22 protein-coding genes are annotated in these 22,638 nt (G+C 69.2%); 14 read left to right on the top strand and 8 right to left on the bottom strand.

Going from position 1 to position 22,638, the window contains the following annotated elements; all coding sequences use genetic code 11:
- Positions 1-88: 88 nt before the first annotated feature.
- Positions 89-1,231: a glycosyltransferase family 2 protein gene (locus ACO07Z_RS04270; RefSeq protein WP_421697527.1), complete on the top strand. Its 1,143-nt coding sequence runs from the start codon at positions 89-91 to the stop codon at positions 1,229-1,231.
- 48 nt (positions 1,232-1,279) lie between these two features.
- On the opposite strand, the gene ACO07Z_RS04265 is transcribed toward ACO07Z_RS04270, so the two are convergent.
- The 4 genes from ACO07Z_RS04265 to ACO07Z_RS04250 form a co-directional block, all read right to left on the bottom strand.
- Entirely contained in the window at positions 1,280-1,573 is a 294-nt protein-coding gene (locus ACO07Z_RS04265; RefSeq protein WP_244376855.1) for a chorismate mutase, read from the bottom strand.
- Positions 1,574-1,576: 3 nt separating this feature from the next.
- Positions 1,577-3,058 carry an Asp-tRNA(Asn)/Glu-tRNA(Gln) amidotransferase subunit GatA gene (gatA, locus tag ACO07Z_RS04260; protein ID WP_421697526.1) on the bottom strand — a complete coding sequence of 494 codons (1,482 nt, stop codon included), beginning with the start codon at positions 3,056-3,058 and terminating at the stop codon, positions 1,577-1,579.
- 5 nt (positions 3,059-3,063) lie between these two features.
- Positions 3,064-3,351, bottom strand: coding sequence for an Asp-tRNA(Asn)/Glu-tRNA(Gln) amidotransferase subunit GatC (gene gatC / locus ACO07Z_RS04255; RefSeq protein WP_371345920.1), 288 nt, complete (start codon positions 3,349-3,351; stop codon positions 3,064-3,066).
- Between the two features lie 179 nt (positions 3,352-3,530).
- Positions 3,531-3,833 carry a hypothetical protein gene (locus ACO07Z_RS04250; protein WP_421697525.1) on the bottom strand — a complete coding sequence of 101 codons (303 nt, stop codon included), beginning with the start codon at positions 3,831-3,833 and terminating at the stop codon, positions 3,531-3,533.
- Between the two features lie 530 nt (positions 3,834-4,363).
- Here ACO07Z_RS04250 and ACO07Z_RS04245 point away from each other — a divergent pair.
- The gene (locus ACO07Z_RS04245; protein WP_421697524.1) at positions 4,364-5,221 is read left to right on the top strand and encodes a MarR family transcriptional regulator; all 858 of its coding nucleotides are present in this window, start codon (positions 4,364-4,366) and stop codon (positions 5,219-5,221) included.
- Positions 5,222-5,228: 7 nt separating this feature from the next.
- Here the strand turns inward: ACO07Z_RS04245 and ACO07Z_RS04240 are convergent, their stop codons facing one another.
- Positions 5,229-5,933: a metal-dependent hydrolase gene (locus tag ACO07Z_RS04240; RefSeq protein ID WP_421697523.1), complete on the bottom strand. Its 705-nt coding sequence runs from the start codon at positions 5,931-5,933 to the stop codon at positions 5,229-5,231.
- A gap of 118 nt (positions 5,934-6,051) precedes the next feature.
- On the opposite strand from ACO07Z_RS04240, the gene ruvX reads away from it, so the two are divergent.
- The 6 genes from ruvX (at position 6,052) to dprA (ending at position 11,600) form a co-directional block, all read left to right on the top strand.
- Complete coding sequence (gene ruvX / locus ACO07Z_RS04235) at positions 6,052-6,534, top strand: Holliday junction resolvase RuvX (RefSeq protein ID WP_244376862.1); 483 nt, start codon at positions 6,052-6,054, stop codon at positions 6,532-6,534.
- A gap of 24 nt (positions 6,535-6,558) precedes the next feature.
- Positions 6,559-7,491, top strand: coding sequence for an AEC family transporter (locus tag ACO07Z_RS04230; protein WP_421697522.1), 933 nt, complete (start codon positions 6,559-6,561; stop codon positions 7,489-7,491).
- Between the two features lie 82 nt (positions 7,492-7,573).
- Positions 7,574-8,527: an aspartate carbamoyltransferase catalytic subunit gene (locus ACO07Z_RS04225; protein WP_421697521.1), complete on the top strand. Its 954-nt coding sequence runs from the start codon at positions 7,574-7,576 to the stop codon at positions 8,525-8,527.
- Complete coding sequence (locus ACO07Z_RS04220) at positions 8,520-9,815, top strand: dihydroorotase (RefSeq protein WP_421697520.1); 1,296 nt, start codon at positions 8,520-8,522, stop codon at positions 9,813-9,815. The genes ACO07Z_RS04225 and ACO07Z_RS04220 overlap by 8 nt, the downstream gene beginning before the upstream one ends.
- 63 nt (positions 9,816-9,878) lie before the next feature.
- Complete coding sequence (gene plsY, locus ACO07Z_RS04215; RefSeq protein ID WP_421697519.1) at positions 9,879-10,484, top strand: glycerol-3-phosphate 1-O-acyltransferase PlsY; 606 nt, start codon at positions 9,879-9,881, stop codon at positions 10,482-10,484.
- Positions 10,485-10,487: 3 nt separating this feature from the next.
- The gene (dprA, locus tag ACO07Z_RS04210) at positions 10,488-11,600 is read left to right on the top strand and encodes a DNA-processing protein DprA (protein ID WP_421697518.1); all 1,113 of its coding nucleotides are present in this window, start codon (positions 10,488-10,490) and stop codon (positions 11,598-11,600) included.
- A 144-nt stretch (positions 11,601-11,744) separates the two neighbouring features.
- Here the strand turns inward: dprA and ACO07Z_RS04205 are convergent, their stop codons facing one another.
- Entirely contained in the window at positions 11,745-11,963 is a 219-nt protein-coding gene (locus ACO07Z_RS04205) for a hypothetical protein (RefSeq protein WP_421697517.1), read from the bottom strand.
- Between the two features lie 276 nt (positions 11,964-12,239).
- Here ACO07Z_RS04205 and topA point away from each other — a divergent pair, with 276 nt between their 5' ends.
- Entirely contained in the window at positions 12,240-14,900 is a 2,661-nt protein-coding gene (gene topA, locus ACO07Z_RS04200; protein ID WP_421697516.1) for a type I DNA topoisomerase, read from the top strand.
- Positions 14,901-14,909: 9 nt separating this feature from the next.
- Here the strand turns inward: topA and ACO07Z_RS04195 are convergent, their stop codons facing one another.
- Positions 14,910-16,388 carry an MDR family MFS transporter gene (locus ACO07Z_RS04195; protein WP_421697515.1) on the bottom strand — a complete coding sequence of 493 codons (1,479 nt, stop codon included), beginning with the start codon at positions 16,386-16,388 and terminating at the stop codon, positions 14,910-14,912.
- Between the two features lie 234 nt (positions 16,389-16,622).
- Between ACO07Z_RS04195 and rnr the strand changes: the two genes are divergently transcribed.
- The 5 genes from rnr (at position 16,623) to rpmG (ending at position 21,851) form a co-directional block, all read left to right on the top strand.
- Positions 16,623-18,896 (top strand): ribonuclease R, encoded by a 2,274-nt coding sequence (gene rnr, locus ACO07Z_RS04190; RefSeq protein WP_421697882.1) that lies wholly within the window; start codon positions 16,623-16,625, stop codon positions 18,894-18,896.
- A 36-nt stretch (positions 18,897-18,932) separates the two neighbouring features.
- Positions 18,933-19,433: a DUF983 domain-containing protein gene (locus tag ACO07Z_RS04185; protein ID WP_421697514.1), complete on the top strand. Its 501-nt coding sequence runs from the start codon at positions 18,933-18,935 to the stop codon at positions 19,431-19,433.
- 100 nt (positions 19,434-19,533) lie between these two features.
- Positions 19,534-20,274 (top strand): NUDIX hydrolase, encoded by a 741-nt coding sequence (locus tag ACO07Z_RS04180; protein WP_421697513.1) that lies wholly within the window; start codon positions 19,534-19,536, stop codon positions 20,272-20,274.
- A gap of 117 nt (positions 20,275-20,391) precedes the next feature.
- Complete coding sequence (locus tag ACO07Z_RS04175; RefSeq protein ID WP_421697512.1) at positions 20,392-21,552, top strand: MFS transporter; 1,161 nt, start codon at positions 20,392-20,394, stop codon at positions 21,550-21,552.
- 131 nt (positions 21,553-21,683) lie between these two features.
- The gene (gene rpmG / locus ACO07Z_RS04170; RefSeq protein WP_018390658.1) at positions 21,684-21,851 is read left to right on the top strand and encodes a 50S ribosomal protein L33; all 168 of its coding nucleotides are present in this window, start codon (positions 21,684-21,686) and stop codon (positions 21,849-21,851) included.
- 355 nt (positions 21,852-22,206) lie between these two features.
- On the opposite strand, the gene ACO07Z_RS04165 is transcribed toward rpmG, so the two are convergent.
- A complete protein-coding gene (locus ACO07Z_RS04165; protein WP_244376874.1) occupies positions 22,207-22,578 on the bottom strand; it encodes a response regulator in 372 nt (123 codons plus the stop codon).
- Positions 22,579-22,638 lie beyond the last annotated feature (60 nt).

Here is a 22,638-nt window from a genome sequence, read left to right as displayed (position 1 = left end):
CCCCAAGACGACGCCGCTGGTCGACCCCGCGCGGTGACCTTGCTATTGGGTCGCCTCCGGCCGCATACCGTTGGCCGAGGTGACACGAATGCGTATTGCGTCCATTTCGCTGGTGAAGGACGAAGCCGACATCATCGAAGGCTTCGTGCGGCACAATCTTCACTTCGTCGACCATATGTTCGTCGTCGACGATCGGTCCAACGACACTACCAGCGAGATCCTGCGCCGCCTCGCGGCCGAATCCTCCACCGTCACTCTGGTCGATGATGGCTGGACCGGCGGCTTTCACCAGAGCCGCCGCACCACGGCCCTGCTGCATCAGGTGGCGGCGCAGGGTGGGTGGGACTTCATCGCGCCCCTCGACGCCGATGAACTGATCTGCGCGCCCGACCGGGCCGCCTTCGAGGCCAGCCTGTCCGCCGTTCCGCACGGGGTCGCGGCCGGGGTCGGCGCGCTGTTCTATTGCTGGACGCCCGCCGACGACATGTCGATCCGCGACCCGCTGGTGCGGCTGACCACGGCGCTGGAACCGCCGGCCGGCCACATCTTCAAGGCCATCGCCCCCGCGTCGCTGTTCGCCGATCCGGCCCTCACCTATGTCGAGGGCAACCACGCCCTGCTGCTCGGCGGGTCCAGCGTGCCGGTGCAGCGGCTCGCGGGCGTCGAGCTCGCCCATTTCGCCGTGCGCTCGCCCGACCAGATCGTCAGCAAATGCCTCAAGCATTATGTCGGCTGGCGCAGCCGCAGCGACTACAAGGCCCACATGGCCAGCCAGGCGGTGGCCGCGGTCAACGCGCTGAAGCGGGAGCCGGGCTTTCATGTCAGCGCCAACGCGCCGGTGCTGGACGCCTATCTGCCGCCGGACATGGCGGCGAAGAGCCGGCACCGCCCGTTCACCGAGCGGCGCGGGGCGCTCGCCTGGCCGGAACTCGCCGTGCCCCAGCCCTATGCCGAGCTTGCCGGCCTCATGGACAGCCTCATCGACCGCGCGGCGCTGAGCGATCAGGTGGTCAGCGCCGCCACGGCGGCCGGCGGGGACATGTCGGTGGCGACGCTGCGCGCGCTGGTGAATGAGCGCAACGCGCTGGAATCCGAACTGGCGCGGCTGCGCAACTCGACCGCCGACCTTTCCAAGGCCTATGTCACGCTGCTGCGCCGGCGGCTCACCGTGTCCTGGCGCAAGCGCCTGATGCGCGGCGAGGCGCTGCTGCGCCGGTTGTTCGCCCGCTGAAGCCGTCACCGCGCCTGCGGCGGGGCGCGAAGGCGTAAGCGGCGGGGCTCAGCCCAGCCGCTCATTCTCATAGGCGATCACCCATTCGATCAGCTGCCGCCAGAGCTTTTCCACCAGCTCGGGCGGCACGCCCTTGGTCTCGGCATGGGCGCTGACCTTGTCGATCACGTCCTCTACCCGCTCGGGCAGGAAGGCGGCGAGGCCTTCCACCTTCTTCACCGCGATGACGTGCTTGACCACCTCCAGACGCCGGGCGAGCAGCTCGACGATCTCGGCGTCGATGGCGTCGATCTCGGCGCGGAACGGCGCCAGCGAACGCTCATTGGCGGGCAGGCGCGGCATGGCTCACTCCCACCAGCGGTCGGAGACCTCGAAGCGGCCGGCGGCCTCCTCGATCACCTGGCCGAGCGAGAACAACGTCTCCTCGCCGAACGGCCGGCCGATCAGTTGCAGGCCGAGCGGCAGCCCTTCGGCCGAGCGCCCCGCCGGCACGGCGATGCCGGGCAGGCCGGCCATGTTCAGCGTCACCGTGAACACGTCTTCCAGATACATCGCCACCGGGTCGGCGCCGGATTTCTCGCCGATGCCGAAGGCCGGCGACGGGGTGGCCGGCGCCAGCACGGCGTCGATGCCATCGGCGAAGACGGTTTCGAAATCGCGCTTGATCAGCGTGCGGACCTTCTGCGCCTTGAGGTAATAGGCGTCGTAATAGCCGGCCGAGAGCACATAGGTGCCGATCATGATGCGGCGGCGCACTTCCGCGCCGAAGCCGCTGGCGCGGGTCTTCTCATACATCTCGACAATGTCGCGGCCGGGCACGCGCTCGCCATAGCGCACGCCGTCATAGCGCGCGAGGTTGGAGGAAGCCTCCGCCAGCGCGACGATGTAGTAGGAGGGCAGCGCGTATTTGGTGTGCGGCAGGCTGATGTCGACGATCTCGGCCCCGGCGGCGCGCAGCATGTCGGCGCCCTTGTCCCACAGCGCGACGATTTCCGGCGACATGCCGTCGACGCGGTATTCGCGCGGAATGCCGATGCGCTTGCCCTTCACCGAGGCGCCCACCGCCGCCTCATAGTCCGGCACCGCTTGGTCGACGCTGGTCGAATCCTTCGGGTCGTGGCCGGCCATGGAGCGCAGCAGCAGCGCCGCGTCGTTGACCGAGCGGGCGATCGGCCCGGCCTGGTCGAGCGAGGAGGCATAGGCGACGATGCCCCAGCGCGAGCAGCGGCCATAGGTCGGCTTGATGCCCACCGTGCCGGTGAACGCCGCCGGCTGGCGGATCGAGCCGCCGGTATCGGTGCCCGCCGCGCCGGCGCACAGATGCGCCGCCACCGCCGCCGCCGAGCCGCCGGACGAACCGCCCGGCACCAGGGGCTGGGTCGAGCCGGCGCGCCGCCACGGATTCACCGTCGGGCCGAAGGCGCTCGTCTCGGTGGACGAGCCCATGGCGAACTCGTCCTGGTTCAGCTTGCCCAGCAGCACCGCGCCGTCGCCCCACAGCCGCGAGGTGACGGTGGATTCATAGGGCGGGACGAAGTGCTTGAGGATGTTGGAGCCGGCCGTGGTGCGCACGCCCTCCACCGCGTAATTGTCCTTCACCCCGAGCGGCAGGCCGTCGAGCGGCCCGGCCTCGCCCTTGGCGTAGCGGTCATCGCTGGCCTTGGCCATGGCGAGCGCCTTTTCCGGCGTCGCCAGCACATAGGCGTTGAGCGCCCCGGCGGCCTCGATGGCGCCGAGATAGGCCTGCGTCAGCTCGGTGGCGGTGAAATGGCCCTCGGCCAGCCCTTCGCGGGCGGCGGTGAGGGAAAGGCGGGTGAGATCGGTCATGAGGCTCACTCCACCACTTTCGGGACGGCGAAGAAGCCATCCTCGGCCGCCGGCGCGTTGGCGAGCACGCGCTCGGCGTAGAATCCGTCGCTCACCACGTCGGCCCGCAGCGGCAGGGTCATGGGAATGACGCTGGTCATCGGCTCGACGCCGTCGGTGTCGACTTCGCCGAGCTGTTCCACGAAGGCGAGGATGGCGTTGAGCTCGCCCTGGAGGTGGGCCACCTCGTCCTCTGTCACGGCGATGCGCGCCAGATGCGCCACCCGCCGGACCGTCGCCTGATCGACCGACATCCGAATTCCCAATCCGCTGAAACCGATGCGCGCCGTATAGCAGGCACGCACCGCGCCCCGCAACGCGCGGCACTGCGCTCGCGCTCAAGCGGTGGGGATTCGGACACCAGGCGATCCGGCCCGCCAAAGCAAAGGGCCGGCCGCGCGAGGCGACCGGCCCTCGCCTGTGACGCCGGGCGTCAGGAGCGCGCCTGCTCCAGGCACTGCGCCGCCGCCTGCGCGTTGGAGCGGGCATTGCCACGGTCGATCTGGCCGGACATGGCGAGCGACTTGGTGGTGTCGGTGACGATGGTGCGCAGGTCACCGCTGTCGCCGGCCGCCATCACAGCGGAATAGATCGCCTTGCCATCGGCGGTCAGCGAGGCGGCGCAGGCATTGCCGGCGGCCTGGTCGGCCTGGGCCACGCCGCCGGCCAGCAGCACGAGCGCGGCGCAGGCGGAGGTGGACAGCGCGCCGAGGCGCGCAAAGGAAGCAAGCTTCATGACAGTCTCCATGGTACACTAATAATCAGCGCACGCCCGCGCGGTTGACACCGCCGTTCACGTTGACGCCCGGGCCCGGCCGGGCGACAGCGCGCGCATTGACATTCGCCCCGGCGGTGCAACCGACGGGATATCCCGGGCGCGTGCAGGCGACGGCGGCGCGGGCCGCAGGCGCGGCATAAGGAGTCGGACGAACCACGCATCCCACAGGGATGCCCGGTCCAGTGCAATAGACGACGGCAGCCTCGGCCGGGGCGGCACCGCCCACGGCGAGAGCGACCAGCAACCCGCCGCAGAAGGCAGCCGGCACAAGGCGCCGCGCGAGCGGAACGAAGCGAGAGGGGAGGCTCATATGATCACATCCTGTTCAGGATCTCGCCCGGAGACCCGAACGGTACTTTGGTCCATTTGAGCCCTGCCGCAATGTCGATTATTGGTCGAACCGAATGCCCACGAGGAGAAGAATGGTTGCGCGCAGTTCGGCCACGACCCGCTCCGTCGATTCCCCCGTTTGCCGTTGGGCGACGCTGATGCCCGGCGAGGTCCAGGAGCGCGCCCGGCTGAGGGCACGCCCTGATTTTCCCTGGATCGCGCGGCAGGCGGCGGTCTCGCTCAGCGATGCCTATCGCGGCAATGTGCTGCTGACCCGGCTGCTGAATGATCGCGGCCGATTCGTGCTGGCACTGCTGATTCTCGACATGCATTTCGAGGAGCCCGGCGCGCCCGGCCTCACCACCGGCCGGCTGAAGAACGAGGCGGTGGCGCTCGAACTGTGCAGCCCCGGCCGCGTCAGCGCCATCCTCGCGGCGTTCCGGGTGTTCGGCATGATCGCCCCCGCGCCGGATGCGGACGGGCGCCGGCGGCGGCTCGTCGTCACCGAGAAGCTGATGGCGATCCACCGTGAGCGCTGGCGCACCATGCTCAAGACGCTCGCCCTCGTCATGCCCGAAGAGGGCGAACGCGGGCTGCGCCATCTCGACGACCCGGTCTTCCTCGTGCCGTTCGTGCGCACCCTGTTGCAGCCGCTGCGCGCGGGCTGGCGCCCGGCGCTCGACATTCCCGCCATCGGCCATTTTGCCGAGCGCGATGGCGGGCTGCTGATCGCGCTGGCGCTGTTCGGCACCGGGCTCAACGGCCCGCCGCTGTCGATCTCGCAGCTGGCGCGCTCCTTCCGCATCTCCCGCTCGCATGTCGTCGGTATCGTGCAGGAAGCCACCGCGCTGGAACTGGTGCGGCGCGTGGAGGATCAAGGCGCGCGCGGTCCGGGCGTGCTGCCCGAACCCAAACTGATGGACGCGCTGGAGCACTTCATCGCCGTCGCGCTGGTCCGCCAGATGGTGGCGGTGCGCGCCGGCATCGCGGCCCTCGACGGCCGCGAAGCCGCCTGACGCCGGCTCAACCCCGCGACAGGGTCACCGGCACGCCCTTGTCCGGCACCACCACGGTCGCCTCTTCGCCCACCAGCGAGACGAAGCGTTCGGCGCCCGGCTCCAGCAGGCCGAACGTGGCGTAATGCGCGGGAATGATGGTCAGCCCGCCGAGATAGCGCGACACCGCCACGGCGGCGAGTTCCGGCCCCATGGTGAAGCGGTCGCCGATCGGCACGATCACCACATCCGGCTTGTGCAGCTCGGCGATCAGACCCATGTCGGAGAAGATGTCGGTATCGCCCATGTGCCAGACGGTGGGCTCGCCAGGCGCCTTGACGATAAGGCCATTGGCGTTGCCGAGATAGACCGTGCGCCCCTCCTCCATCATCCCCGAGGAATGATCGGCCCGCACCATGGACACGGTGAAGCCGTCCTGATGGATCGTGTCGCCGGTGTTCATCGGCTCCAGCTTGGCGACGCCCTGATGGCCAAGCCAGCTGGCGAGATCGGCATTCGCCACCACGGTCGCCTCATTGGTGCGGGCAATCGCCACCGTGTCACCGACATGGTCGCCATGGCCGTGCGTCAGCAGCACATGCGACACACCGGCGATGGCGGCGCCGAAATCGCCGGTAAATACCGGGTTGCCGGTCAGGAAGGGGTCGATCAGAACCGAGGTGCCGGCGAAATCGAGCCGAAACGCCGCGTGGCCGAACCAGGTGATCTTCATCGCCGTGCCTCTTTCATTGCAGGGAGCGCGGGGAAGATAGGGCAGGAACCCGCCCGCACAAGCCCGGGCCGCCGGCCGCGATGGCGCGGCGCGCGCGGCCATGCTAGGCGATGCCGCCATGGCCGCCCCGATCCTCACCATCACCGATGCCGCCCCGCTCCTGCCGCCCCGTGGCGGGCTGATCGGGCTCGACCTCGGCACCAAGACCATCGGCGTCGCCTCGTCCGATCCCGACCGGCGCCTTGCCGCCCCGGTGGAAACCATCGCCCGCAAGCAATTCACCCCCGATGCCGCGCGCATTCTTTCCCTCGGCGCCGCGCGGGGCGCAGTGGGCATCGTGCTCGGCCTGCCGGTGAACATGGACGGCAGCGAAGGCCCGCGCGCGCAATCCTCCCGCGCCTTCGCCCGCAACCTCGCCCGGCTGACCGAGCTGCCGATCATCCTGTGGGACGAGCGGCTGTCCACCGCCGCCGTCGAGCGCGACATGATCGCCATGGATATGAGCCGCGCCCGCCGCGCCGAAGTGGTGGACCAGCAGGCGGCCGCCTTCATCCTGCAGGGCGCGCTGGACCGGCTGCGCTTCCTCGCCGGTCCGGGCTGAGGCGTTCAGGGGAGCTGCGCCGACATGTCCGCTGTGCTCGGCGCGCTGGTGCCGGTGTTCCTCATCATCGCGCTCGGGGCGGTGCTCAAGCGCGGGCTGCTGCCCGAGGATTCGCACTGGATCGCGCTGGAACGGCTGACCTATTTCATCCTGTTCCCGGCGCTGCTCGTGGTCAGCATCGCCCGGGCGGACCTTGGCGAGGTGGCGGTGCTGGAAGTGTCCACCGCCCTGCTCGGCGCCATCGCCATCGTCGGGGTGGCGCTGTCGCTGGCCCGCCCCACCCTCTGCCGGGCGCTCGGCCTCGCCGGGCCGAGCTACACCTCGGTGTTCCAGGGCGCGCTGCGCTGGAACACCTATATCGTCCTCGCCATTTCCGGCTCGCTCGCCGGCCCGCGCGGGCTGGCGGTGGCCGCCGTCGGGCTGGCGGTGATGATTCCCGTGCTCAACACGCTCAGCGTCATCGTGCTGGCGCGCCATGGCGAGAACGGCGGCGCCAGCAACCGCGCGCTGATTCTGCAGATCCTGCGCAACCCCTTCATCTGGTCCTGCGGCATCGGCGCGCTGATCAACGCGCTGCACCTGCCGGTGCCGGCGGTGCTGATGACCTTCGGCGACATTCTCGGCCGTTCCTCGCTGGCGCTCGGCCTGCTGGTCGTCGGCGCCGGGCTGCGGCTGGAGAATCTACGCCGCCCGCGCCTTGCCACCGGCTTCACCTGCCTCGTCAAGCTGGCGGTGCTGCCCGCCCTCGGCGTGGCCATCGGCCTCATGCTCGGCCTGCGCGAGGTCGACCTGCTCGTCGTCGCGGTGAGCACCGCCGTGCCCTCGGCGCCGAACGGCTATGTACTGGCCCGGCAGATGGGCGGCGACGCGCCGCTGCTGGCGGAAATCCTCACCGTGCAGACGCTGCTCGCCGCCGTCACCATGCCGCTGGTCATCGCCGCCGTCGCTCATCTCTAAGGGAAAGGCGCGGAGAAATGCGCCCTGCGGCGCTAAACTGCTTGCCGTCGCCCCCCGCCGCCTCTATCCAGCCGACTTCGATATGACATCGAACCCGACTGCCAGCTTCACCCTTCCGCGCCGCCACCTGCTCGGCATCGAGGGCCTGTCTCCCCAGGAGATCATCGGCCTGCTCGATCTTGCCGAAGAGTTCGTGCTTCTCAACCGGCAGGTGGAGAAGAAACGGGCGACCCTGCGCGGGCGCACCCAGATCAACCTGTTCTTCGAGGCCTCGACCCGCACCCAGGCCTCGTTCGAGATCGCCGGCAAGCGCCTTGGTGCCGATGTGATGAACATGTCGGTCTCCACCTCCTCGGTGAAGAAGGGCGAGACGCTCATCGACACCGCCGCGACGCTCAACGCCATGCACCCGGATGTGCTGATCGTCCGTCACAGCGCCTCCGGCGCGGTGGAACTGCTCGCCCGCAAGGTCGACTGCGCCGTGGTCAATGCCGGCGACGGCGCGCATGAGCACCCGACCCAGGCGCTGCTCGACGCGCTCACCATCCGCCGCAACAAGGGCCGCATCGAAGGGCTGACCGTCGCCATCTGCGGCGACATCACCCATTCGCGCGTCGCCCGCTCCAACATGCTGCTGCTGCAGGCGCTCGGTGCGCAGGTGCGGGTCATCGCGCCGCCGACCCTGCTGCCCAAGGACATCGAGCGCTTCGGCGTCACCGTCTATCGCGACATGCGCGAGGGGCTGGCCGGCGTGGACATCGTGATGATGCTGCGCCTCCAGCGCGAACGCATGAACGGCTCCTATGTGCCTTCGGTGAAAGAATATTTCCACTTTTGGGGCCTCGACGAGGCCAAGCTGCGCTTCGCCAAGCCCGACGCGCTGGTGATGCATCCCGGCCCGATGAATCGCGGCGTCGAGATCGATTCGGCGGTGGCCGACGGCGCCCAGTCCCTCATCCGCGAGCAGGTCGAGATGGGCGTCGCCGTCCGCATGGCCGTGCTGGACGCGCTGTCGCGGAATTTGCCCAATGCATGAGCCTCGCCCCATCCTGCTCGCCAAGGCGCGCCTGATCGACCCCTCGCGCGACCTCGACACGCGCGGCGACATCCTCATCGCCGACGGCGTGATCAAGGACATCGCCCCGAACCTCGCCGACGGCCTGCCGCCGGAGACGGAGATCGTCGACTGCCGCCGGTTGGTCGCCGTGCCGGGCCTCGTCGACATGCGCGCCTTCATCGGCGAGCCCGGCGCCGAGCACCGCGAGACGCTCGCCTCCGCCAGCCAGGCGGCGGCGGCGGGCGGCGTCACCACCATCATTTGCCAGCCCGACACCGATCCGGTCATCGACGATCCCGCCATCGTCGACTTCATCCTGCGCCGGGCGCGCGACACCGCCATCGTCAATGTCCACCCCATGGCCGCCCTCACCAAGGGGCTGGAAGGGCGGGAGATGACGGAGATCGGCCTGCTCGGTGCCGCCGGCGCGGTGGCCTTCACCGACGGCACCCGTTCCATCGGCTCGGCGCAGGTGCTGCGCCGCGCGCTGACCTATGGTCGCGATTTCGGCGCGCTCATCGTCCATCACACCCAGGATGCCAGCCTCGCCGGCGAAGGCGTTATGAATGAAGGCGAACTCGCCTCGCGCCTCGGCCTCGCCGGCCTCTCCAAAGCGGCGGAGACCATCGTGTTCGAGCGCGATGTGCGGCTCGCCGCCATCACCGGCGGGCGCTACCACGCCGCCTCGCTCACCTGCGCCGATTCGCTGGAAGTGCTGCGCCGGGCCAAGGATGCGGGCATCGACGTCACCGCCTCGGCCTCCATCAACCACCTCACGCTGAACGAGCGCGACGTGGTCGGCTACCGCACCTTCTTCAAGCTCACCCCGCCGCTGCGCGCGGAGGACGACCGCCTCGCGCTGGTGCAGGCGGTGGCGGAGGGGCTGGTCGACATCATCGTCTCCGACCACAACCCGCAGGATGTGGAGGTGAAGCGCCTGCCCTTCTCCGAGGCCGCTTTCGGCGCGGTGGGACTGGAGACCATGCTCGCGGCCGGCCTGCGCCTCGTCACCTCGGGCGGGCTCGACCTGATGACGCTGATCCGCGCCATGTCGACGAAGCCGGCGGAACGCCTCGGCCTGCCCGCCGGCACGCTGCGCCCCGGCGCGCGGGCGGATATCGCCCTGCTCGCGCTGGACGACGCCTGGATTCTCGACCCGCTCACGCTCAAATCGCGCTGCCGCAACACGCCCTTCGACGAGGCGCGTTTCGAAGGCCGGGTGGTGCGCACGCTGGTCGCCGGCCGCACCGTATATGAATATGTGTGACGGGCGCCACCGCGCGCCCGCGCCCCTCTGTGCAACCGCCCGGAAGTCTGTAAGGTCGCAGGCATGAACCCGTCCCTGCCCGCTCTGTCGAGCCTCGCCGCATTGCTGCTGGGTTACGCCCTCGGCTCGATCCCGTTCGGCCTCCTGCTCACCCGGATGGCCGGCACGCAGGACATTCGCAGCATCGGCTCCGGCAATATCGGCGCGACCAATGTGCTGCGCACCGGCCGCAAGGGGCTGGCGGCGGCAACGCTGCTGGGCGATGCGCTGAAGGGCACCGTGGCCGTGCTGCTGGCGCTGGCGTGGCTCGGCCCCGAGGCCGCGCTGGCGGCGGCGCTGGGCGCCTTTCTCGGCCATCTCTTCCCGGTCTGGCTGGGGTTCAAGGGCGGCAAGGGCGTCGCCACCTTTCTCGGCGTGACGCTGGCGCTGGCCTGGCCGGCGGCGCTGGTCTTCGCGGTCGTGTGGCTCGGCGTGGCGTTTGCCACCCGCTACTCCTCCCTCGCCGCGCTGGTGGCGAGCGTCGCCACCGCGCTGTCGGCGTTCTTCCTCGCCTCCACCCCGGTCGGCGTGCTGCTGAGCCTTCTCGCCGCGCTGCTGTGGTTCATGCACCGGGCCAACATAAGCCGCCTCCTCGACGGCACCGAAGGGCGCATCGGCAAGAAAGGGTAGCGCGTGAGCGGGCGCGGCGTTCATCTCGACCCTGAACAGCGCCGCGACTGGCTCCGCCTCATCCGCGCCGAGCATGTCGGCCCCCGCGCCTTCCGCAGCCTGATCAACCGTTTCGGCGGCGCCGCCGCCGCACTCGACGCCCTGCCCGCCCTGGCCCGGCGCGGCGGCGGGCTGCTGCCCCCGCGCGTGCCGTCCATTGCCGAGGCTGAGGCGGAGATGGCGGCGCTGACGCGGATGGGCGGGCGCTTCATCGCGCTGGGCGAGCCGGAATACCCGGCCCTGCTGCGCACTATCGACGATGCGCCGCCGCTCCTCGCCCTGCGCGGCCGGGCGGAGGTGCTGGCGCAGCCCACCGTCGCCATTGTCGGGGCGCGCAACGCCTCCGGCGCCGGCCGGATGATCACGGCGCGCATGGCGCGCGGCCTCGGCCTGGCGGGCTGGGCCGTCGCCTCCGGGCTGGCGCGCGGCATCGACGCCGCCGCCCATGAGGCGAGCCTTGCCACCGGCACCATCGCCGTCATCGCCGGCGGGCATGACCGCCCCTATCCGCGCGAGAACGAGCCGCTGATGGCGCGCATCGCCGAAGAAGGCGCGATCCTCACGGAAATGCCGATGGGCTGGGAGCCGCGTGCCCGCGATTTTCCCCGCCGCAACCGGCTGGTGTCCGGCCTCTCGCTCGGTGTCGTGGTGGTGGAGGCGGCAGAGCGCTCCGGCTCGTTGATTACCGCTCGCCTCGCCGCCGAGCAGGGGCGCGAGGTGCTCGCCGTGCCGGGTTCGCCGCTCGATCCGCGCGCCGGCGGCACCAATACGCTGATCCGGCAGGGCGCCGCTCTGGTCACCGGGGCGGAAGACGTGCTGGAAGCGCTCGCCGCGCTGCGCGACCGGCCGCCCGTGCTGGATATGGAGGAAGACACGCCGGGCATGGAGGCGGCCGAGCCGAGCGACGACGTGCGCTCGCGGATCTTGAGCCTGCTCGGCCCCTCGCCGCTGGCGGTCGACGATCTCGTGGCGCTGTCGGGCGCCCGGGTCAGCGAGGTGCAGATCCTGCTGCTGGAACTGGAGCTCGCCGGCCGGCTGGAACGCCACCGCGACGGCAGCGTCTCGCTGCTGCTTTGAATTGAGCCGCGGCCTGCGCGCCCTCGCCCGCCTAAAGCCTTATCCGCCCAGGTTGAAGCCCCCTGATCAGTGAATCAGCCCCCAAGTCATGCCCAGAGAACCGTTAACCGAGTTGATTGCGGCGCCATCAGATCGGAGCGTGCTCTAGGGTGCCTCGATGGAGCTTGCCCCTCGCCGCCCGACCCGGCGCGTCTCGGTCTCGCGGTGGGCCGTGTCACGGGCCTCGGCATAGGCCATCTCAAGCAGATAAGACAGCATGTCCAGCTTGTTGCGGGCGGCGAGGGTCGCCAGTTCCCGTGAGAGGGCGGCGATGTACTCCGCCGCTTCCCTCACCGTCCGATGCGCAGGAACATTGTCGGTCACGTCAGGCGCCCGTTGCTGATGGCGGCACGGAACACCGTACCACAGCGCCGGGACTTGTCACGCCAAATGCGTGCATTCATGAATATTACACAACCTTACCGAGCAGGGCGCGAGGCCCCCGCCAAGGGCTCCGAACGGCGGGCTGAAACCACGGTTAAACCGCGCCCCGCGCGTCCGTCTCCGGCACGGCGTGTGCTTGGCATTTGACACACCGGGGCCTCTACCCCATTTTCCCGGCCTCTCGGGGCTGGACCCCTCAAAGGACGTGGCGCGCACATGCAGGTCGTCATCGTCGAATCGCCTGCCAAGGCGAAGACGATCAACAAATATCTCGGCTCGGGCTACGAGGTATTCGCCTCGTATGGGCACGTACGCGACCTTCCGGCGAAGGATGGCTCGGTCAATCCCGACGACGATTTCCGCATGCTGTGGGATGTCGATCCCAAGGCGCAGAAGCGATTGTCCGATATCGCCCGCGCGGTGAAGGAGGCGGACGGCCTCATTCTCGCCACCGACCCGGATCGCGAAGGCGAGGCGATTTCCTGGCACGTGCTGGAAGTGCTGAAGGAAAAGCGCGCGCTGAAGGCGCAGCCGGTCTCGCGCGTCGTCTTCAACGCCATCACCAAGCAGGCGGTGCTGGAGGCGATGCAGCATCCGCGCGTTATCGACGCGGCGCTGGTCGATGCCTATCTCGCCCGCCGCGCGCTGGATTATCTCGTCGGCTTCACCCTCTCGCCGGTGCTGTGGCGCAAGCTGCCCGGCGCCCGCTCGGCCGGGCGCGTGCAGTCGGTGGCGCTGCGCCTCGTCTGCGACCGCGAGCGCGAGATCGAAACCTTCGTCAAGCGCGAATACTGGTCCATCGCCGCCCAGCTGGCGACGCCCCGGCAGGAGACCTTCGAGGCCCGCCTAGTCGGCGCCGACGGCAAGAAGATCACCCGTCTGGATGTCGGCACCGAGGCTGAGGCGGCCGATTTCCGCGCCGCGCTGGAAAAGGCGGATTTCAAGGTGCGCTCGGTGGAGGCCAAGCCGGCCCGCCGCAACCCGTCCCCGCCCTTCACCACCTCCACGCTGCAGCAGGAGGCGAGCCGCAAGCTCGGCTTCGCCCCGGCCATCACCATGCGCATCGCGCAGCGGCTCTATGAGGGCGTCGATGTCGGCGGCGAGACCGTCGGCCTCATCACCTATATGCGTACCGACGGCGTCGACATGGCCCCCGAAGCGGTGGCCGGCGCCCGCTCGGTGATCGCCCGCGACTATGGCGAGCGCTATGTGCCCTCCGCCCCGCGCAAATACACCGCCAAGGCGAAGAACGCGCAGGAAGCCCATGAGGCGATCCGCCCGACCGATCTGTCGCGCCGGCCGAAGGACGTGATCCGCCAGCTGGAGCCCGACCAGGCCAAGCTCTATGAGCTGATCTGGCTGCGCACCATCGCCAGCCAGATGGAATCGGCCGAGCTGGAGCGCACCACGGTTGATATCGACGCCAAGGCCGGCGGCCGGGCGCTGGAACTGCGCGCCACCGGCACGGTCATCAAGTTCGACGGCTTCCTCACCCTCTACCGCGAGGGCAGCGACGACGACGAGGACGACGAGGAGAGCCGTCGCCTGCCGGCCATGGCGGCGGGCGAAGCGCTCGCCAGCAAGGGCATCAAGGCCGACCAGCACTTCACCGAGCCGCCGCCGCGCTATTCCGAGGCGTCGCTGGTCAAGCGCATGGAAGAGCTGGGCATCGGCCGGCCCTCGACCTATGCCTCCGTGCTCGCCGTGCTGCGCGACCGCGAATATGTGAAGCTCGACAAGCGCCGCCTGGTGCCCGAGGACAAGGGCCGTCTCGTCACCGCCTTCCTCGAGAGCTTCTTCGACCGCTATGTCGAATATGACTTCACCGCCGACCTTGAGGAGAAGCTCGACCGCATCTCCAATGGCGAGTTGCAGTGGAAGGACGTGCTGCGCGACTTCTGGCGCGACTTCATGGCCGCCGTCGGCGAGACCAAGGAGCTGCGCGTCTCCGATGTCATCTCCGCGCTCGACGGCATGCTCACCGCGCACATCTTCCCGCCCAAGGAAGACGGCTCCGACCCGCGCATCTGCCCGACCTGCGGCACCGGCCGGCTGTCGCTGAAGGTCGGCAAGTTCGGCGCCTTCATCGGCTGCTCGAACTATCCCGAGTGCAAGTACACCCGCCCGCTGGCGGCGCAGGGGGCGGACGAGGCCAATGGCGGCGACGCCAACGGCACCCGCGTGCTCGGCACCGATCCGGTGAGCGGGCTGGAAGTGACCATCCGCGCCGGGCGCTTCGGCACCTATCTCCAGCTCGGCGAGGGCAAGGACGGCGAGAAGCCCAAGCGCTCCAGCCTGCCCAAGGGCCTCGCGCCCGCCGATGTCGATCTCGACACCGCGCTGGCGCTGCTCTCCCTGCCGCGCGAGATCGGCCTGCATCCCGAGACCGGCGAACCCATCCTCGCCGGCATCGGCCGGTTCGGGCCCTATGTCCAGACCGGCAAGACCTACGCCAATATCGAGCCGGGCGACGACATTCTCGCCATCGGCCTCAACCGGGCGGTGGCGCTGATCGCCGACAAGCAGAGCAAGGGCCCCGGCCGGCGCGGCGCGGTCGGCGGGCGCGAGCTCGGCGAGCATCCCACGCTCGGCGGGGCGATCACCGTGCGGCCGGGCCGTTTCGGCGCCTATGTCAACCATGGCAAGGTGAACGCCACCCTGCCCAAGGACATGGACCCGGAAGCGGTGACGCTGGAACAGGCGGTGGAGCTGATCACCGCCAAGGCCGGCTCCGCCCCGGCCAAGCCCGCGCGCCGCGCGGCGGCGAAGCCCGCCACTGACAAGGCGCCGGCCAAGAAGGCCGCCACCGCCAAGAAGCCGGCGGCGAAAAAGGCTCCCGCCAAGAAGGCGGCGGCGAAGAAGACGGCAGCCGGCTGACCCCGGCGCCTATTCCGGCAGCGGCGCGGGGGGATGGCCGGAGCGCAGCGGGCGCTCCTCCATCGCCAGCATGGCGAGCAGCGACACGCCCAGCGCCCCCGCCGCCGCCACGAACACCCAGCGGAAGGCGCCGGCGAGCGGCGCCACCTGCGCCCGTCCTTCCAGCAGCCGCTCCAGCAGCGCGCTGGTCTCGATGCCCGACAGGCCGATGACGATGGCGCCGAAGCCGGCGGTGAGCACCGCCGAGCCGAGCGAGCGGAACAGGTTCACCACCCCGGTCGCGGTGCCCATCTGCGGCAGCGGCACGGCGTTCTGCACCGCCACCGTGGTCACCGGCAGCACGGTGCCGAGCCCCATGCCGGCAATGCCCATGGCCACCCCCACAACCGCGATCGGCAGGCCGAGCGGCCACAGCGCCAGCGCGCCGAGCGCGGCGATACTGGCGAGCAGGCCGAGGATCGGCAGGCGCTTGTAATGGACGATATGGCCCATCACCCGCCCGGCGCCGGTCGCCCCCACCACCACGCCCGCCATGAGCGGTATCAGCGCCAGCCCGGATTCGGAGGCGGTGAGCCCCATCACCCCTTCAAGATAGAGCGGCATCTGGATCGACAGGCCCACCAGCGTGCCCATGGCGAAGGCGGCGGCGGGCACGCCCGTGCGCACCACCTTGTTGGACAGCACGGCGAGCGGCACCAGCGGCTCGGCCGCGGTGGCGACCCTCAAGGCGAAGCCGACCCAGAGCAGCACCGCCAGCGCCAGCAGTCCGAGAATGGGCAGCGAGAACCAGCGGAACTCGGTGCCGCCCCAGCTCAGCGCCATCAGCAGCGCCACCGTGCCGGCGCACATGAGGAAGGCGCCGAGAATATCGAGCCGGTGCGGGTGATGATGCGCCGGCAGGCGCCGCAGCGAGCGGTCGCTCATCAGCGCCGCGATGAGGCCGAGCGGCACGTTGATCCAGAAGATCAGCGACCAGTGCAGATGCTCGGCGAAGAAGCCGCCGAGGATCGGCCCGGCAATGCTGGAGGTGATGAAGACGATGGCGAAATAGCCCTGGTAGCGCCCGCGTTCACGCGGGGCGATGAGCAGGCCGATAATGGTCTGCGCCAGCGCGATCAGCCCGCCGCCGCCCAGCCCCTGCACGGCGCGCGCCACGATCAGCCACGGCATGTTCTGCGCGGTGGCGCACAGCACCGAGCCGATGAGGAAGGTGCCGATGGAGGCCAGCAGCACCGGGCGCGGGCCGTGAATATCGGCGAACTTGCCCACCAGCGGCGTGATGGCCGTGCCGGTGAGCAGATAGGCGGTCACCACCCAGGTGAGGTTTTCCAGATCGCCGAAACTGCCGCCAATGGTCGGCAGGGCGGTGGCGATGATGGTCTGGTCGAGGGCGCTGAGGAACATCGCCACCATCACGCCGGTGACGATGACGCGAATCTCGCTATGGGACAGCGACGCGTCGGTCGCCTCCGGCGTGCGGGCATCCATGATACGAATCCAGCTCGGCGCCAAAAGCGCGCCGCGAAAGCGCGGCAAATTCCGCCTGTTGGCGGTCAATTGCAAGCGAACGGCCGCCCGTGCCGCAACGTCAGCCCCCTCGCCCGGTCGACGTGGCGCGCCGGAGGCGATAGCGTCAGCACAGCCCTCCAAACGCGGTGAATCGTGCGTAAACCTATCAAGCCGAAGGGCCGCAAGCCCGCCCGCCCTGCCCTTCCCGCCGGCCTGACCAAGGGTCTGCCCGGTCGCGAGGAATTGATCGCCTTCATTGCCTCGCAGGGCGGGGATGTCGGCAAGCGGGAGATTTCGCGCGCTTTCGGCCTCGACGGCAGCGACCGCATCGCGCTGAAGGAGCTGCTGCGCGAACTGGCGGACGAGGGACTGCTCGGGCGCAAGCGGCGCAAGCTGCATCTGCCCGGCGCGCTGCCCGCCGTCGTGCTGTCGGAAGTGGTGGAGCGCGACGAGGACGGCGAACTCATCGCCACGCCGGTGGACTGGGACGAGGAGGAGAGCGGGGAAGCGCCGCGCATTCTCGTGCGTCTCGCCCGGCGCGGCCGCCTCGCCGGCCCGGCGCCGACGGTCGGCGACCGGGTGCTGCTCAAGACCGAGGAAATCCCGGAAGCCGACGGACGCATCCGCCATAACGGCACCGTGCTCAAGGTGATCGAAAAGGCCCGCGCGCTCACGCTCGGCATTTTCCGCCGCGACCTGCAGACCGGCGGCGGGCGGCTCACCCCGATCGACAAGCGCAATATGGGGCGCGAGCTCGCCATCCCGGCGGATTTCACCGGCGAGGCGCAGGACGGCGATCTGGTCTCGGTCGAGATCATCCGCCACCACGCCTATGGCCTGCCCACCGCCAAGGTGAAGGAGCGCCTGGGTTCGGTGGCGACGGAGAAGGCGATCAGCCTCATCGCCATCCACGCCCACGGCATTCCCAGCGTCTTCCGCCGCGAGGCGTTGGCGGAGGCGGAAGAAGCCCAGCCGGCCTCGCTGCGCGGGCGCGAAGATTGGCGCGATCTGCCGCTGGTCACCATCGACCCGCCGGACGCCAAGGACCATGACGACGCGGTGCACGCGACGCCGGACCTCGACCCCGACAATGAGGGCGGCTTCATCCTCACCGTCGCCATCGCCGATGTCGCCGCCTATGTGCGGCCGAACTCGGCGCTGGACCGCGAGGCACTGGCGCGCGGCAATTCGGTGTATTTCCCCGACCGGGTGGTGCCGATGCTGCCCGAGCGCATTTCCAACGATCTGTGCTCGCTGCGCCCGCTGGAAGACCGGCCGGCGCTCGCCGTGCGCATGGTGGTGGGCGCCAATGGCCGCAAGAAGCGCCACAGCTTCCACCGCATCATGATGCGCTCCGCCGCCAAGCTTGCTTACGCGCAGGCGCAGGCGGCGGTCGACGGCCGGGCGGACGATGTCACCGATCCGTTGCTGGAAGGCGTCCTGCGCCCGCTCTGGGCCGCCTATGGCGCGGTGAAGAAGGCACGCGATGCCCGCGCCCCGCTCGACCTCGATCTGCCCGAGCGCAAGATCCTGCTGAAGCCCGACGGCACGGTGGACAAGGTGGTGGTGCCGGAGCGGCTCGACGCGCACCGGCTGATCGAGGAATTCATGATCCTCGCCAATGTCGCCGCCGCCGAGACGCTGGAGGAAAAGCGCATCCCGCTGATCTACCGCGTGCATGACCAGCCCTCGCTGGAGAAGATGTCGGCGCTGCGCGAGTTCCTGCAGACGCTCGACATCAAGCTGCCGAAGACCGAGAGCGTGCGCCCGGCGCAGTTCAACGACATCCTCGCCCGGGTCGAGGGCACGGAGATGGCGCCGCTGGTCAATCAGGTGATCCTGCGCAGCCAGGCGCAGGCGGAATACGCCAATGAGAATTACGGCCATTTCGGCCTGCATCTGCGCCGCTACGCGCATTTCACCTCGCCCATCCGCCGCTATGCCGATCTGATCGTGCACCGGGCACTGGTGCGCGGGCTGGGTTTCGGCGCCGACGGGCTGCCGGAGACGACGACGCCCGAGCAGCTGGCCGAGATCGCCGCCCGCATTTCCGCCAGCGAGCGCCGGGCCATGGCCGCCGAGCGCGAAACCATCGACCGCCTGATCGCCCATCACATGGCGGTGCAGATCGGCGCCACCTTCCGCGCCCGCATATCGGGCGTGACCAAGGCCGGGCTTTTCGTCGCGCTCGACGAGACCGGGGCCGACGGTTTCATTCCTGCCGTGACGCTGGGGCAGGACTATTACCGCTATGACGAGGCCCGCCACGCGCTGGTGGGCGAGCGCAGCGGCGAGATGCACCGGCTCGGCGACCGCGTCGAAGTGAAGCTTGTCGAAGCCGCCCCCGTGGCTGGCGCGCTGCGCTTCGAGCTACTATCTGAGGGGAATTACGTAGCGCCCGACCGGCGCCGCCCCGGCGGCCGCGGGCGACCGGCCCGCAGCACGGAGCGTCCGCACGGACCCAAGCGCTTCGGCAAGCGGAGATAGCGCCGAGAGGCGCATCGGAGAGTGCGCCACAGGCGCATGGAGACAGCGCCGCAGGCGCCTCAGAGACAGCGCCGGAGGCGCAGCGCGATGCAGACACAGAAGTCCCCGCCCGACCGCCCGATCGGCCCCGCGATCATGAACGGGTTCCGCATGCGCTGCCCCGCCTGCGGCAAGGGTGCGATGTTCGGCTCCTATCTCAAGGTGAACGAGCACTGCCCGGAATGCGGCGAGGAGCTGTGGCACCACCGCGCCGACGACGCGCCTCCCTATATGGTCATCACCATTGTCGGGCACATCGTCGTGCCGCTGCTGCTGGCGGTGGAAATGGCGCTGCACCCGGCGGTGTGGATCCACCTCGTGCTGTGGCTGCCGCTGACCCTCATCCTCTCGCTGGTGCTGCTGCCCCCCGTGAAGGGGGCGCTGATCGGGTTCCAGTGGGCGGTGCGCATGCACGGATTCGATCCGAACGATTCCGAGCGCGAGGCGCTGCCCCCGAGCCACCGGACGGACGCGCTGCCGGCGGCCAAGGGCTCCTGACCGGTCTTAACTCCTGATCGGTCTCGTCGGTCTCACACTCCACCTCATCGTCCTCATCGGTCAGTCGCTTCGGCCGGCCTCACCGCACCGCATCGCCCTCATGAGCCTGACCGACGTTTCCCCCCATTTTCCCCGCGAAAGGCTCGACGCGACGCACCCGGTCATCCGCCCGGTGGACGCGGCGGCGCTGATTCTGGTGGACCGCTCGAAGAAGACGCCGCGCCTTCTGCTCGGCCGCCGCAACCCGGCACTGCGCTTCATGCCGGGCAAATTCGTCTTTCCCGGCGGGCGCGTGGACGCGGTGGACCGGCGCGTGCCGGTCTATGGCATGCTGGATTGCGAGAGTGAACGCAGGCTGTTAGCCCGCGTCACCCGCCCCAGCGCCGGCCGCGCCCGCGCGCTGGCGCTCGCCGCCATCCGCGAGACGGCGGAGGAGGTCGGCCTGCTCATCGGCACGCAGGAGGCCGGCGATCCGGGCCCCCTTCCCGGCGCCTGGGCGCCCTTCGGCGCGGCCGGACTGTTTCCCAATCTGGAGGCGCTGACCTTCGTCGCCCGCGCCGTCACCCCGCCCCGCCTCGCCCGCCGCTTCGACACGCGCTTCTTCATGGCGGAGCTGTCGCAGGTCGCCCATCGCCTTGACGGCACGGTGGGGCCGGAGGCGGAATTCGTGGAAGCTCAATGGTTTACGCTCGACGAGGCGTTGCGGGCGGACGTGCCTGAGATCACCCGGGCGATCCTCGGCGAGGTCGCCCCGCGCCTGTCCGGCGGCCATCGCCCGTGGCAGCCGGTGCCGTTCTTCTTCTCGCGCGGCGCCAAGGTCTACCGCGAGGCGCTGGCCTGAACGGGGCGCGGGCCAGAAACGCGCCGCATGAGGTCATTCCCAAAAGTCATTCGACTTTTGTCATCCATGGGCTAGAGCGGGCGACCCGGGAGGCGCTTCCCGACCTCAGGTGACCCCATGCATGCCCCCGCCGCCTCCCGCCCTGTCAATATCGCCTCCATCGCCGCCGCGATTGCCGCCATCTCCGCCGTCGGCCTCGGCCTTGCTTTGTCGATCCCGCTCCTCGCCTTCGAGCTGCACGACCGCGGCGTCTCCTCCACCTGGATCGGGCTGAACACGGCGGTCGGAGGCCTCGCAACCATAGCATTGGCGCCGTTTCTGCCGAATCTGGTGCGTCGTCTCGGCGCCGGCCCGCTGCTGCTGGCGGCCATCCTCAGCGCCGCGATCAGCCTCGTCGCCTTCAAGGTCACAGCGTCCTTCGTGCTGTGGTTTCCGCTGCGCTTCATCTATGGCGCGGCCCTGTGCGTGCTGTTCGTGGTCAGCGAGTTCTGGATCAACGCCGCCGCGCCGAGCGACCGGCGCGGGCTGGTCATCGGCATTTACGGCACGGTGCTGTCGATCGGCTTCGCCGGCGGCCCGGCCATTTTGAGCCTCGTCGGCACGCAGGGATGGGCGCCCTATCTGTGCGGCGCCGCCTTCTTCGGCCTCGCCGGAATTCCGGTGCTGATCGGCGCCTCGAGCGCACCCGCCATCGAGAAGGAGAGCACCTCCGGCGGCGTGTGGACACTGATGCGGATCGCCCCCGCCGCCACCCTCGCCGCGTTCATCTTCGGCGCCGTGGAAACTGGCATCATCAATTTCCTGCCGCTCTACGGCCTGCGCCGTGGGCTTGATGCCGGCGACGCCGCTCTGCTGCTCACCATAGCCGAGCTCGGCAATGTCGCGCTGCAGCTGCCGCTCGGCCTGCTCAGCGACAAGGTGGACCGGCGGCGCCTTCTTCTGGGCTGTGGCATTGTCAGCCTCGGCGGCGCGCTGCTTATCCCCTATCTCGCCATAGACAGCTGGGCGCTGTGGACCGTGGCCTTTCTCACCACGGGAATCGTCGCCGGCCTCTATACGGTCGGCCTGGCTTTGCTCGGCGCCCGCTTCGACGGTGCGGCACTCGCCACCGCCAATGCGGCTTTCGTGATGCTGTACTCGATCGGCCTCACCGTCGGCCCCACGGCTGTAGGGGGCGGCATGCAACTGATTGATCCGCACGGCTTTGCCTGGGTGATCGCCGCCTTCCTGGTGCTCTATGTGCTGGTGGTGGCAGCACAGATTTGGCGCGATCGCTGACCACGCTTCCTTGACATTCGCGCGCCGATCACGGATACGGACGCGCAACGAGCGGCGGTTTTGCCGCGCGAACCCAATTTCTTCGGCGTGGCGGCCCCACGTTCGAGAGCCACGCTCCAGGAGACCCGGTCATGGCCAAGGCAACGACCATCAAGATCAAGCTCGTGTCGAGCGCCGACACCGGCTTCTTTTACGTGACCAAGAAGAACTCGCGCACCATGACCGACAAGCTGGTCGTGAAGAAGTACGACCCGGTGGCGCGCAAGCATGTCGAGTTCCGCGAAGGCAAGATCAAGTGATCTGAGCCCCGTCGGCTTTTGACGCGAAAAGGCGCCGTTTGGCGCCTTTTTCTTTGGCGAAACATCGAGATACGTTCCTCGCTCATCTTAAGCGACGCTGCAGCGATCAAGGACGTTTTTGATCGAGGAACAGGTACCGGCTGGCGGGCGGGAATCGGCGAGCGGTGAACGGAGAGGCCATCCGTAGACACCGCCCGCCGACCAGACCCCACGGACCCAGGAGATGCGGCGGACCCGAGCACTCCGTAGGGCAAACGGATACCGAGGAAAAGCTAACCCAAACGCAGCCAAATGCAACGGGGTTTCGCCGCAGATTCGCACCGGAGCGCGAAGCTCCGCGCGCCTGTGATACCGTTCAGGACACCGGCACGAACTGGCGAACGGTTTCGAGGAATTTGGCGACGGAAATCGGTTTGGAAAGATAGGCCTCGCAGCCACCTTCGCGAATGCGTTCCTCATCGCCCTTCATGGCGAAGGCGGTCACCGCGATAACGGGAATGGCCTTGAGTTCTGGATCGGCCTTCAGTGCGCGCGTGACATCGAGGCCCGAAACCTCAGGGAGCTGGATGTCCATCAGTATGAGGTCCGGCCGATGACGGCGCGCGAGATCGAGGGCTTCCACGCCATTGCGCGTCCCGACCGTGATATAGCCATGGGCTTCGAGCAGATCGTTGAAGAGCTTCATATTGAGCTCATTGTCCTCAACGATCAGAACGGTCTTGGGCATCGGTCGACTGTCCCTGCAACGACGGCACACCGGGCAAGCTGGAATCACTCACCCTTCCGC

The organism is Ancylobacter sp., assembly GCF_965229075.1.
In the GTDB taxonomy this organism is placed as follows: domain Bacteria; phylum Pseudomonadota; class Alphaproteobacteria; order Rhizobiales; family Xanthobacteraceae; genus Ancylobacter.
Note: the sequence above shows the minus strand (reverse complement) of the source record. Positions and strands in the feature narration are given on the sequence as shown.